The organism is Streptomyces sp. MB09-01 (assembly GCF_033794505.1).
GTDB lineage: Bacteria > Actinomycetota > Actinomycetes > Streptomycetales > Streptomycetaceae > Streptomyces.
In genome coordinates, this window is the sequence record NZ_JARAYQ010000012.1 from 1 (window position 1) to 12,818 (window position 12,818).

Annotated in this window: 6 protein-coding genes and 3 pseudogenes; 4 read left to right on the forward strand and 5 right to left on the reverse strand. The window is 63.5% G+C overall.

The annotated features are described in order from the left end of the window. Positions 1-649 precede the first annotated feature (649 nt). Positions 650-1,339 (reverse strand): DUF4389 domain-containing protein, encoded by a 690-nt coding sequence (locus PV721_RS04305; RefSeq protein WP_319721503.1) that lies wholly within the window; start codon positions 1,337-1,339, stop codon positions 650-652. A 1,497-nt stretch (positions 1,340-2,836) separates the two neighbouring features. Between PV721_RS04305 and PV721_RS04310 the strand changes: the two genes are divergently transcribed. Further along, positions 2,837-4,627, forward strand: a complete 1,791-nt coding sequence (locus PV721_RS04310; protein ID WP_319721442.1) for a DUF262 domain-containing protein — start codon at positions 2,837-2,839, stop codon at positions 4,625-4,627. 861 nt (positions 4,628-5,488) lie between these two features. Here PV721_RS04310 and PV721_RS04315 read toward each other — a convergent pair. Continuing rightward, a pseudogene (locus PV721_RS04315) lies at positions 5,489-5,928 on the reverse strand (NUDIX hydrolase); the annotation flags it as partial. A 399-nt stretch (positions 5,929-6,327) separates the two neighbouring features. Continuing rightward, the gene (locus tag PV721_RS04320) at positions 6,328-6,774 is read right to left on the reverse strand and encodes a hypothetical protein (protein ID WP_319721443.1); all 447 of its coding nucleotides are present in this window, start codon (positions 6,772-6,774) and stop codon (positions 6,328-6,330) included. Between the two features lie 300 nt (positions 6,775-7,074). Here PV721_RS04320 and PV721_RS04325 point away from each other — a divergent pair. From PV721_RS04325 to PV721_RS04330, 3 genes and pseudogenes are all read left to right on the forward strand, one after another. Further along, positions 7,075-7,823 (forward strand): annotated as a pseudogene (locus PV721_RS04325) (tyrosine-type recombinase/integrase); the annotation flags it as partial. Between the two features lie 554 nt (positions 7,824-8,377). Then, positions 8,378-8,431: pseudogene (locus PV721_RS43850) on the forward strand (zinc-ribbon domain-containing protein); the annotation flags it as partial. A 183-nt stretch (positions 8,432-8,614) separates the two neighbouring features. Beyond that, on the forward strand, positions 8,615-9,646 hold the full coding sequence (locus tag PV721_RS04330; protein WP_319721444.1) for an LCCL domain-containing protein: 1,032 nt from the start codon (positions 8,615-8,617) through the stop codon (positions 9,644-9,646). Between the two features lie 1,418 nt (positions 9,647-11,064). Here the strand turns inward: PV721_RS04330 and PV721_RS04335 are convergent. After that, positions 11,065-11,763 (reverse strand): HAD family hydrolase, encoded by a 699-nt coding sequence (locus PV721_RS04335; RefSeq protein WP_319721445.1) that lies wholly within the window; start codon positions 11,761-11,763, stop codon positions 11,065-11,067. Then, a complete protein-coding gene (locus PV721_RS04340) occupies positions 11,747-12,613 on the reverse strand; it encodes a winged helix-turn-helix domain-containing protein (protein WP_319721446.1) in 867 nt (288 codons plus the stop codon). Before PV721_RS04340 ends, PV721_RS04335 begins: the two co-directional genes overlap by 17 nt. Positions 12,614-12,818: the final 205 nt, after the last annotated feature.

The following is a 12,818-nucleotide window of genomic DNA, read 5'->3' on the forward strand; positions in this document are numbered from 1 at the left end:
CCCCGGCACCGGGCACTCCCCCCGCCCCGGCCGAGGGCAAGCACTAGCGCTGGATGCCACGGCCGACACCTGAAGTCATCCGAGAAGGCCCCCGACCGAGACCGGTCGGGGGCCTTTCACGCGCCGGGCGGGATCCCCGAGGTGGACGTCACGCCGCCGCCGGCCCCGCCCACTTCCTCTGCGGCTTGGCAGCCTTCTTCTCCTCTTCCCGCCGCCCTCGCCCGGTCCATTTGCCCTGGTGCCGCCAGCATCGGGACGTGCCCTTCAACGTCAGGTTGGAACAGCGCTTTCCGCCCGCGACGGGCCACCCGCACTTCCCCTGCTTCCATTCGGTCAAGAGAACCCCCAACAGTCGCCGCTCGTCCGCTCGTATCCGCTCATCCGCTCGGACGACCAGGATGGGCGGAGCCGGATCGGACGCGGAGAGCGCACGCTCGGCGCCGTGCGGCAGCTGCGGGGCAAGGAACCATGACGGCTGCGCCCCCCACCTCACCGCAGGCCTGCCCACCCACCCCCGAATGTCAGCTGACCTGCAATGAGCACGGCACATCCGCCAGTGCTCCCGGCTTGGCAGAAACGAAGAGAGCCCCCACCGCAACCGGTGGGGGCTCTCACAGATGGCCTCGGACAGCCTCGGCGACGTCGGTCCTCACCCGCCGCCGGCCGGCTCCAGCGCTCCTGCCGCGGGCTCGCGTCCTCCCATGTCCAGGCGGAACGGCGGGTACTCGTCGGTCATGAGGGACGCGTAGACGAGCACCCGCAGCGTCCAGCGCACCAGGCCCATCAGCAAGTCGAACAGACCCCTCGGATAGCTCCCCGTGCATGTCAGGATCATCACCGCGACCAGGGAGAGCAGACCGATGAGTCCGGAGGAGAACGGACTGTAGTCGTCCAGGTACTGGTACATCTTCCAGCCACTGGTGAGCATCAGCGTGATCACCAGCACCTGCGGGATGACCAGCAGCCACTTGACCAGGACCAGTCCGCGGGACAGCTGCTCGGGATACGTCATGTCGACACGGATCGGGTAGCCGGGCACGTCCTTGAGGGTGAACGGCGGATATTCATCGGTGCCCATCACCGCTGAGCAGTAGTAGCTGACGCGCGTACTCCACCGGATGACGCCGACATTGAAATCGAACAGTCGCCGCGGGTAGCTGCCGGTGATGAGGATTCCGAAGAACGCGACGATGCTCAGCAACAGGAACGCGACCTGCAGGAAGAACAGAACGATGTAGTGCGGAATGGCGAGGATCCATTTCACCAGCCACTTCCAGCGGGTGAGCCGGGGATCCAGCGTCGCTTCGACGCACAGGGGGTGGGCGGGAGCAGGAAACATCACTGCCACGTCCTTTCTCGCAGGGGGACTGGGAAAGGTGCCCGCACATCGCACCGCCAGGGCTGTTCCGGACGGCACCCACGGGCCACCACCGGCTCTGAGCGAGCCGTATCGCCATTAGGCCCCCGGCGACCCGACCACGTCATGACCCGAAATCCCGTCGCAGGAAAACGCGTGACTTGACGGCCGAACCAACCCCGTGCCACCACGCCCGCCGACGCAAAGCCGTCACGCCACCGCCCGACCGCCCGCCCCGATTCGCCGACACGCCCGCCACCGCAGCCCTGTTGCCCGCCACTGCAGACGAACCGGCGGGCAGCGAGGCACAGTTCACCCCTTCCCCCAGCAAGGAGGACAGCGAGGCCAACGCCCTCGAGCCGGTCTCCCCTCCAACCTGAGCGCTCCCGCTGCCGTCGACTGCGGACGCAAAAGACCCCTCGCCGTGACCGGCGGGGGGCCTCCACGCTGGTGGGCGCGGACGGTTTCGAACCGCCGACATCTGCTCCGTAAGCTCGCCCGGCGCCCGGCCCTCACCGGTCAAGCCCAGGACGCACCAGTCCTGCTCTACCGCTTGGAATCGCTGTCGTTCACCCGTGTTGATGTCACCCGTGGATGTCAGAAGCCGGTCACCACCAGGACCACTTCCTCTTCCGAAGCTCCTGTATCTTCGCCGCGGCTTCCTTCTTCTTGCGCTGCACCCGAGCCCGGGCCGTCCAAGCCCCCTGATACTGGAAGCACTGGCCGGAGCCCACGTCGGCCGGCCTCGTGCACCGCCCCACTCCTTCGGAGCCCCCGCACTTCGGCTGAGTCAAGGACCTTGCGGGGCGCCCTGGACGGCGCCTCGTCCGCCGAACTCACCCCAGCCACGCGGACAGGTGGGCGGTGTCGTCCGGCGCGACCGGCGGCTAGCCACGACGAGACCTGTTCGCGCCGGTCGATGCCGACCGAAGCGGGGGTCTGGGGGCCGGCTAAGGCCCCCAGCACCCACCGGTCAGTGCAGTCCTTGACCTGGGCTCGGGATCGACGGTGACGGCCATCCACACCATCACAGATGAATGACCCCTGACCAGCAAGAACGGTCAAAATCGTTCGCTTGAGCGCTGTTCGCCGGCGCCCGTTGTCCCCCGCTGCTTCCCCAATGAAGAGGCACGGGAGGGCACGGCCACGCTCCGATCCGCTAGCCACATCGGTCAGTGCGGTCGTACCGGCTGCTTCACAGCCTCGCCGGCCTGCTCACGGAAAGGTGCTGGTGCGGTACCGAACCCTTCGGGCCCGACTCGCGCCGAGGCCCTGGGGGAGAGTCACAGAGGCGTGTCATCCGACCCACTCCCAGCGCCTAGAGGTCATGCACAGCACGTAACCATCAGGGCAGCTGACCTAAGGCGATCAAGCTGGTAGCGTCCTGCTGACTCCACAGGTCTTGCGTAGCCGGCCTCCACTTGAGGCACTCCGCATAGGTGCACCGCACGGTCAAGTCGAGCTCTTCGGGGGACTCTTATGGCAGAGCTGAGTAGCAACCTCATCGTCCGAGGCGAGAATATTCAGACTCTGTACAATAGCTACGTTAATCAGTCTTTCGTGGTCAATAGGCGCTATCAGCGAAAGCTCGTTTGGGCTATCCACGAGAAAGCCGCCTTCATCGATTCCCTGCGGAAGCAACTCCCCGTCCCCTTGGTTCTCACTGCCGAGCGCACGCTGAGCGACAAGACCAACCTGGAAATCATCGACGGCCTACAGCGGCTAAATGCGATCTTCTCCTTCATCGAGAACCAATATCCACTGGATGGGTATTACTTCGATCTCGAGACGCTCGCAGAGACGAAGTTGAGGAGAGACGAAGGAAGGCTGGAGCAGCGGACTCCCGTATTGGATAGGCGAGAATGCGTCAGCATCGCCAATTACGTCCTGCCGATGTCCACATATCGAGCCCCCGACGAAGAGATCGTCGAAGAGGTATTCCGGCGGATCAACTCGAATGGCCGCTACCTCTCCAGGCAGGAGATCCGCCAAGCTGGAGCGATCTCCAATTTCGCCGATCTCGTCCGAGATGTCTCGTCCTACGTACGCGGAGATACATCAGTACGAGACCTCGTCCCGCTCACCGGAATGCCTGCCATTAGCATTTCAAGCGACCGGACAGGACCTGGTGTTTACATCGAAGACGTCTTCTGGGTCCGGCACAAGATTCTCGAGAAGGATCAAGTTCGGGAATCTCGCGACGAGGAAATCGTCGCAGATCTCCTCGCGACGATGATCCTAGACTCCGTTCCTCGCTACGCATCTGAAACCCTCGACGAGTACTACGGAATTAAGCCGGGAGATTCCAAGGAGCGTCGCCGCGATCGCATCGAGGCCTCTGTTCAGCGCGAGGGGGCCGAGCTCATCAAGGGACGATTCGAGCACGTCCACGGGGTTCTGGAAAGTATTCTCAAAGCATCGGGCAAGAGCTTCTCCCAGTTGGTCTTCAAGGCTCCGAGGCAGCGAGTACCCCGCTACTATGCGGTCATTTTCCTTTCCCTGTACGCGCTCCTCATCCGCGAGAACCGGGTGGTTCGAGATGTTCGCAAGACAGCGGCAGCATTGGATGGCATTGGCGACCGCGTACTGAATATCACGGCTGGTGGTGGCACTTGGTCGGCCGAGAATAAGCGGGACAACATCGCAGCAGTAGCTGGAGTTCTTCGAGACCTTACCGCCCCCGAGACTACTCAACGTGACGTTCTCCTCGAAGCGAATGAGGCTAGAATCCACAGGCTTCTCCGTGCCGCACTCGCAGAACACAGTCTTTTCGAACTCAAGCAGGGACTTCACTCCCTAGACGGTTCAGGCAACTTCGACTCTCACGGCTTCAATCGAACCATGAAGGCAATATCTGCGATCGCCAATGACGGAGATGGAGTTGCAGGCTATGTGGTAATCGGGATCGCAGACAATAAATCTGATGCCGATAGAGTTCGATCTCTGTATGGAGATCCACCCGTGCGGGACGGAGAATTCTGGATCACTGGAGTCGAGCACGAATTCTCCAGTCACGGGGGATCACTGGATGGCTACATGAGTTTCTTCACCGAGAAGGTCAGATCTGCGGGCCTCGATTCTGAACTTGCTTCTCAAGTGTTGCGTGACATGCGACCGGCGAACTACCATGGGAAACCAGTCCTGCTCTTGACCGTGAAATCAGCAGGTCATCCTGTCCCGTACCAAGAGAAATGGTATGAACGGCAAGGGTCGAGCACCGTCGAGATTCCGGCCCGAGACATTGGGAGACTTTTCAAGCGATTCCCTTGAAACTGAGGTCGGCGGAGCGGCTTTGGCCGGCGTCCTGCCCGGTTTGGGGTCGAGCATGATCAGGGGGCCGTACGCTAGTTGGCAACTCGGTCAGCCCTCGGGCCTGACCGCAATGTGATCGAGTGGCCCCCTGGTCTTGCTCGACGCGGGACCCGAACCGGGGAGGTGGGTAAAGCCGTGGAGCCGACCGCCCAGCCACAGCGCGTTTCTCCCACCATCAACCCGAGCCGTAGGCGCGCGGACGGCGACCGGGCTGGAGCGGGGCGGAGACAGGAGCGCAGGCCCGGGTGACGGGCCGCGCGCGCCGCGCTGGGCGCGGCGGGTGCCTTGATGAAGTACGAAACTCTTACCGCGCTACGGCCCGGCGGCTTCCAGGGTGATGACGTTCGCGGCGATGTGCGCTGTGAGGTCGTCGAGTGAGCATGTGATCCTCGCCCCGGTGATGGGGTCGAAGTCCGTTACCTCTGGTGCGGTGGCGAGGTAGTTGGACGGCTCGATGCCCCACGCCTCGATCAGGCTCCAGCCGGCCTGAACCTCGGCGGACTCTCCGTCGTGGGAGGTCACGCGCAACCATGCTGTGCACTGGTCCGAGAAGTCGTAGGGCAGGTAGGCAGTGCCACCAGCTCTACTGAGTCCCTCGACCTGGGTCGCCCACTGCTCCAGCAGGCGCGCGAGTCTCGCTCCCAGGCCGCCCGGGACCACAGGAGAATCGTCGAGCCCGAAGTAGTAGGAATCGCAGGGGTGCTTGTAGGCGCCGATGCGCAACCTGAGATCGCGGTGGGCTCCTCTGGTACGGACTCGTTCGAAGCACAGAGCAACATTCGTCATCACGGCCCGTCCTCCCTCGCGTGGGCTCTTGGTGAGCTGGCGGCCGTCGTGGCCGCGGACGTGGCGGCCCGCATTGTCCAGGGCGTCCAGGAGGCGGATCGCGAAGACCTCGGACATCTGGGCGGAGACCTCTTCCGAGGTGAGCCATGCGACCGCGGTCGATTCCTCTGAGGTGCGCTCGGTGCCGCCGGACGGCTTGCAGCGGAAGCCAGGGCGACTCCCCCGGCCGTGAGGTTCTTGTAGACGCCGGTCAGCTGGCTGACGTCGACCAGGACGCCGGTTTCCTCGAAGACCTCGCGGCGTACGCCGTCCTGGGGCCTCTCGTCCAGCTCCAGCACCCCGCCGGGGAGCTCCCAGGTGCCGTTGTCCGCTCGCTGGATCGCCAGCAGGCGCCCGTCCTCGCGCACCACTGCGCCGGCCACCGATAGTGAATGGCGGGGGAGGTCCGTTGCTGGACCGCCTGGATGAGTCATAGCTGCATCTCTCCCAGTGCTGCGCCGATTGCGGGTTAGCCGCTTAGCGAACCCGCGCAGGGACATCCCAAGGCCGATGTCACCCAGCTTTCGGAGGACGGTGCGTCTCCGAACGCGAACCTGGCCTTCGAGCTGGCAAGCTGGCGGGCAGAAAGCCTTTGTCGAAGCTCCTGTGGTCCTCCGCCCGAGAGACCGCCTCAGACGTCCCGAGCGCGGGCCGCCAGCACTCGGTGGCGGCGCCCGCGCTGTCGTGAAATGGTCAGGGCCGCGCCCGCGGTGCGCCGGCGGACGTGGATGCGAATCCAGTGCTCCGCGGCTGCTTCGCCGTACTTGCCGGCGTGCCGGTAAGCCGCTGCGCTACAAGTCGGGCTTGCAGCCCTCCGGCCACCGCGCTGACCGTCAGCAACCGTCCCCGGCATTGAATTTGGGGGTGCGCATCGTGTGCGAGACACCGTTGATCCTCAGCGTCACCGTGCCGTGCAAGTAGTTGCAGTTGAGTTCGGTCGCCCGGGCATAACACGCGGTGCTCTTCTTCGCGCTGAGATGGGTATTGGGGCAGGTGTCGCGCGAACCGTCCATGGTGGTGATCTCGCCGCCGATCGGGACAGCTCTGCCTCCGCCGTTGCCGACGATCATCACGACCTGGGTCCTTGAGTTGGGTACCAGGACGTAGCAGGCGTACATCGCCACCGTAGGGGTCCCACGGTGGTACTGCTTCGCGCTGCACGCCCGGCTGCCCGAGAGATTGGGGCTGCCCCAGCTCGCGGCCGAGGCAGGACCCGCCGCGACGAAGGCGAGCGTCAGAGCGGACATCAGAACGACAAGGCTTCTCAGCACCTTGGGCATAGAACTCCCCGTATCTTCACCCCATTTGGGGCCATGGTCGAAAAGAAGGGAAGGTAGCCGCCAGCCGACGAGATCGTCAAGGCGGCAGCCGTCGGAAGGCAAGCACTGCGCCCGGTCCTTGTCTGGGATCTCTCGGGTAGGGGGAGTGAGGTGAGAGGACAGTGGGCCCTGGTGTGTTGTAGCCGGTCGGTGGCTGAGCGGGGGACGGGATTGATCCCGAGGAGGCTGCGCCACCCCCGCCGGGAAGGGTGGCCTCTGAGCCACGGGCCCCGCGCCCTTCATCTGACGCCGAGCGGGGGCGATGTCCGGAAGGTTCTCGTGCAGCTGCAGAAGAAGACCAGCGCCGCGGCCGTCCGGGAGGAGCTGGTGACTCGGAACGTGGCAACGCTGGTCGAGCCGCCGAGGGTTGAAGCTCGGGACCTGTCGGCTTGGAGCCTCCAGGAGACTTTGGACTTCCTCGCCGCCAGCCGCAAAGACCTGCTGTACGCCGCCTTCGTGCTGGCGATCGCGCTCGGCTTCCGGCGCGGGGAGATCGTCGGTCTCCGGTGGGAGAACGGGGACCTGGACAAGCGCGAGATCCGGGTGCGGACTCCGCGTCAGCGCGTTGGCGGCGAGGCCTACGAGGACGATCCCAAGGGGCGGCGACGCCGGCAGACCCTCCCTCTGCCCGGGATCTGCGTCGCTCCCCTGCGGTGGCAGCGGATGAAGCAGGCTGAGGCGCGGCCCAGGCCGGGGACATCTGGCAGGAAACCGGGTACGTGTTCACCACCCGGACCGGGCGGCCCATCGAGCCGCGGAACGTCTACCGGTGCTTCACCCGCGTGGCCAAGGAGGCCGGGCTGAGGGTGGTTCGCCTGCACGACGCACGGCATGGGACGGCCACGTTGTTGACCGCCGCCGGCGTACCGCCCCGGGTCGTGATGGAGATCCTCGGGCACTCGCAGATCGCCGTCACGATGAACGTGTACGCGCACGTCGTGCAGGACACGCAGCGCGAGGCGATCGGGCATATGGACCGGCTGCTCAGGAAGCGGCCCGGCCGTTCCTGACCGCTCCCGTTGATGTCAGATGTGGATGCAAACGGCCCCCGACCATTGCTGGTCGGGGGCCTTTTGACTGGTGGGCGCGGACGGTTTCGAACCGCCGACATCTGCTTTGTAAGCTCGCCCGCCCAGGAAGGTGACCTCAGACAGCCAGCCTGCCCGCCTGCCAACCTTCACCTCATGATCAGCCGCAAGCCGTCGGCGTGCGCAGCCGTTGCCGTCAACGGTTGCCGTCAGAGGTACGGCTACTGACGCACGGCTCCGGAGGCCCCGTGCGTCTCACGCGTTTCGGCAGATCAGGGGCTCAGAGCCTGGTCGAGCGACCGTGCCAGTCCACGCATAGGCCGTAGCTCTTCGATGGCGATCTCGGTCATCCCCCGGTGACGTGGGGGCAAGGGCCGCGTTGCTGGTAGCCGCCTGGCACGCCGGCACCAACGGCGTTTGATCAAGCATCCAACAGCCTACGTTGCGAAGCGCGAGACTAGGACGCGCGGCGTATAATTCATAGAAACAGCATTGGAACTGCCACCACCAATATTGGAGGCATTCCTGTGTACTGCATGCGGTGCGGAACTCAGATATCTTCCAGTGCTCAGTTTTGCCCAGAATGCGGCAATCGAATATCTGGCACCCCATCCCCCGCGCAGCAAATGGAGTACCTAGATATAGAAGCCCGCGTCGAGGGAATGCGGCATGGTGCAACATTTGCCTCGCAGCTCCTTGGGGGGACGCCCGGCGGAATCTGGGAATGTAAACTCGCCGCTCGCGTTAGCTCCCCCGCAGGGAGCTACGAGGCTATGGCGGCAAATTTCCTTAAGATGGATGCTCATCCGGTCGAAGATCTCTCTCCTGGAGACTTGAAAGATGCCCTGCAGCAGTTGCAGCTGATGGATAAAGAGATCATCAGGCACGGGTTTGAGCCGCAACCATCTGGACCGCATTGGTACAGCCGCCACTACCAGCGGCCGTATGATCCTGACCAATATCAGGTGGAGTCGGCTTCGACTTTCGATGTGCTGGAGGAGGGGGAGCACCTTCACCGAGCGGAAGGTTTACACCCAAAGAGGAAGTGGCTTATCTTCGCGCTTTCCGCGGTACTTCTCTTGGTGGGAGGCGTACTTCTATTTGGAGGCCAGTCGGGAGAGAACGATACCGCAAACACCCCAGCCAGACCTCCAGACGCTACGAACCCCGAAGGAACCGGCGAGCGCATCTCTTGGTCTACTAACGCGACTGATTTCAGAGAACGCCCTCGTGGGCAAAAGTTGACATTCCAGTGCCCGCCGTCTGGTACGCCTAATTCAGTCTACGGCACGGACGTGTATACAGATGACTCGTCCATCTGTTATGCGGCGGTTCATGCCGGCAGCATTACCCTCATGGAGGGTGGAAAGGTAACCATCATGCTTCGCGAGGGGCGGGCGGGTTACATCGGTAGCGCCAGGAATGGCGTGGCGTCCCAGGACTGGACAGATCACTGGAACTGGAGCTTTGAAATACAAACGAAGAACCCTAAGGCTCAGTCGAACATTGCTGCAATATCCTGGTCCCAGGCCGCCAGTGACTATAGTGATCAGATTGGGAAACGGTTTACTTTTAAATGTCCACCCGGAGGTGAAGCGGCGAGCGTGTGGGGAACCGGCACATATACCGACGACTCATCAATTTGCACGGCCGGAGTCCATGCAGGAAAAATTTCTTTCGAAGAGGGTGGGACAGTCACCATCGTGATCACTGACGGCGCTTCTGCCTTCCGGGGTACTTCCAGGAACGGGGTTACATCGTCTGACTGGGATAAATGGCCACGGAGTTTCCATTTTGCCGGTTAGGGATCGTCTCCCCGGAGCTGTCTGTGTTTCACCGGGTTGATGTGAAGGAGTGGTAGCACACAGACTGCGCTGCCAAAATCACCCGGCAGGTCGGAATCGAGGATCTCCAGACTTTCGCCAGACCTTCGTGCATCGAGTGGGATCGTCTTCCGACCCGACCCTTCCGCCATATTCAGTGCCATCCGGTCCAGTAAAAGAGAACTCGTGCACGTGGCCAATTGGTGAATGGGAGGAGAATGTCTCTATCAGCTGATCTCCGGGGACTTCGAAGTGCATGGAGATGTGGGACTTAATGAGTCGGCGAGCCTCGTTGGATCCGACCGGCGTGGGCTGTCCGGGCTGAACAGTACGATTCTGAATTCGATCGAATGCGACCTTGATCGCGGAGACCGTCGCAGCTGCGGAGATGGCGCCACCATAATTGACGGAGAGGTCAATTACGTACTGGGCAAATGATCCAGAAGCACCCCAGTTGATCTGGCTTTCCGTCGTGGAAATTCGAAAAGGAGCGGGGATGGGGAGGGTGTCGTCAAGTGTGACGATTCTCCTTAGCTCCTCACTGACATCATCCGCGTTCGCGTCAAGTTCGCCAACTTCAAGAGTCCAGACAGCGTCTGGAAAATAGGCCGGATGCTGTACATCTCGGACGACGATTCGGGATTCTGCTGCGCGCACTTTCCCCCCTGGTGGCACCGTAAGAGCTTGCGCATACTCTACGGTTGGCAGTCAGGGTGCGACAGGCGGATGCGTGAGGTCAGTGGAGTGGCTTTGCCGGTGATTTGCCCGGGCTGGGATCGAGCATCATCGGGCGCCGACGAGCTACCGGAAGACGACTGAACGACGCGCTCATCGGCCACGGCGAGACCGGCACCGACGCGGAGCGACCCCACCGGGCTGTGCCAAATCGCGGCAGCTGCTGCTCCCCGCCAGCCCATTCCCGGTGGTGCGTTCGCCTACGCGCCCGTCATCTGTGACGACGGGGGTACGGCGCCCGGCCCAACTCAGGCCTGGCACTCGGCCGGCCGTGCGCAAGAGGCCACCCCTCCCTCGCCTCTGGCCGTCTTTTGGCGCCCCGTCCCGGCCGCAGTCGGCAGCGTTCCCGGCCACGCATGCCATGTGACGGTTGCCGTGTCTGGACGTCGGCCTGAGTCACGCAGATGTTCCACAGCTCGGGTTCGGGGAAGCAACCCATCGACCCGAGCCGTAGGCGTGCGGACGGCGGCCGGGCTGGAGCGGGGCGCAGACAGGAGCGCAGGCCCGGGTGACGGGCCGCGCGCGCCGCGCTGTGCGCGGCGGGTGCCTTGATGGAGTAGGGAGACTCTTATCGCATGAGGGTTGCGACAGCTCTCAAGTCCGCTTGTGTGCGCGTAGCGCACCCACCTGCCCTCACCAGGACAATGCGGAAACGGCTCGGGGAGTCAGGCAGTAGAGCCAAGGGCGTCGGCGACCTCCTGCATATCAAGCACCACGACGTCCGCCCCTGCATCCCTCAGCGACGCCTGCTTGGGTTGTTTGTTCGCATACCCGACGCTCTTCGCCCCGGCTGCACGTGCTGCTTCGATGTCTGTCACCGAGTCACCCAGGAGAACGGTGCGGCTCGGTGCCACGCCGAAGGACGAGGCTGCGATTAGGAGCGGATGCGGCGACGGTTTCATCAGCTCGGGTCGCAATGGGGGACGGCCGATGACCTCGTCAACGACCCCCGCAATCCCGTGCAGGGTGAGGTACTCCCAAACACACTCTGTCGAGTTGTTGCTCACGATCGCGACATGCCGGCCAGAGTCGCGCGCCCCGTTGAGAGCCTGGACAGCACCTGCTGTCGGGCCTCCAGCGACCTTTACGGCTCGGATCTCCGCAGCGGTCAGTGATGCCTCTACGGCCGCGAGGACCGTTGCTCCTCCGTCTTGCGAGAGGCGATGGACCTCCATGGGGTCATCGGTGGCGCGAGCTGCCGCCCCCAACGCAGGTGCCAGCCTGGAGAGCAGGTTGGCCAGTTCCCCGGCAATCTCGGGTGCCGGTAGGCCACGGAACACGTCGCAGATCGGACCGTCAAAGTCGAAGAGGATGACCTGCGACGCGCTGAGCACAGTGTCGAGTGCCTCAGCTTGCGTCGGCATTGGCGTCCCTCCCGATCGTCTCCCACACACTGTCGAACCACATGCGGGCTTGCTCTACCTGCTGCGCTCCGCTGGATGAGTCGCCGTCGTTGAGCGAGTAGTGGAACAGGATGGTGTCCTTGCCGACGAGGTCATAAATCTCGATGGCCTCGCCCTGAGCCACCACCTTGTTCGGACGGATCGGGTAGTAGCCGAAGAAGGCATCCTCGTTATTGATCACGTACAACTTGAAGAACTGCGTTCCACTGTGGACGCGCACGTCGACGGTGCTCTCCTGGACGAGTCCGAGGTGGCTGAGCTCGCTTATGGCGTCGGAGATGCTCCGCGTGTAGCCGACCATGATGTCGTGCATGCGGGCCCGAAGCCGCGGATCGTCGCCGCAGTCCTCCCGGCGCACGGGAGCTGCCTGAGGTACGGCCATGTCGGGGACGAGGATGCGAATCCGGATGCTCGATGGGGTCAGGCGGCCCACGCGGATCTTGTCGAGCGGCTCTTGCAGCGCTCCGTGCAAGGTCTCGCTGGAGAAGCCCGCGAAGTCGATCGTGACGTTGTGACTGGCGAAGGCCTGCTCGACGTAGGGCCGTAGTCCGGCCGGCCGCTCGGTGCGATTCCGGACGAACACACCGCTGCCCTTCCGGGACACGACCAGGCCTTCGTCTTCGAGGTCCCGCAAGGCCCGTTGAATCGTCGCGCGGGCGAAGCCGTAGTGGTCCGTCAGCATCTTGTGCGACGGGAGCCGCTCACCAGGGGCCAGTTTCCGCGTTCGGATTGCCGCGCCAAGGCTGCGCGCGACCTGCTCGTACGGCGGCCGATCGTCGTCCGGGTCCAGAGGCTCAAGCGCAAAGGTCATGGCTCGATGCTACGGCCAACCTGACTATTTGGGCAGCCTGGCTAGTCACCTCTTGACGTGACTAGCCAGGCTGGCTACGTTGTTCCTGTGCCCACCGGGCTAGCCAAGTTGGTCAGGCTGTACGGGTGATCTGTGCCTATCGGTGCTGGTCAAGGGGCTGAGGAGCCGGAGTTTTTCCTGCTTCCACAACGCAGTGCAGCCCCGG

Excerpts from the sequence above, each read along its gene's own strand:
- PV721_RS04335 (WP_319721445.1), bottom strand. The coding sequence starts at position 11,763 with ATGCCGACGCAAGCTGAGGCACTCGACACTGTGCTCAGCGCGTCGCAG.
- PV721_RS04340 (WP_319721446.1), bottom strand. The coding sequence starts at position 12,613 with ATGACCTTTGCGCTTGAGCCTCTGGACCCGGACGACGATCGGCCGCCG.
- PV721_RS04305 (WP_319721503.1), bottom strand. The coding sequence starts at position 1,339 with ATGTTTCCTGCTCCCGCCCACCCCCTGTGCGTCGAAGCGACGCTGGAT.
- PV721_RS04330 (WP_319721444.1), top strand. The coding sequence starts at position 8,615 with ATGGCGGCAAATTTCCTTAAGATGGATGCTCATCCGGTCGAAGATCTC.
- PV721_RS04310 (WP_319721442.1), top strand. The coding sequence starts at position 2,837 with ATGGCAGAGCTGAGTAGCAACCTCATCGTCCGAGGCGAGAATATTCAG.
- PV721_RS04320 (WP_319721443.1), bottom strand. The coding sequence starts at position 6,774 with ATGCCCAAGGTGCTGAGAAGCCTTGTCGTTCTGATGTCCGCTCTGACG.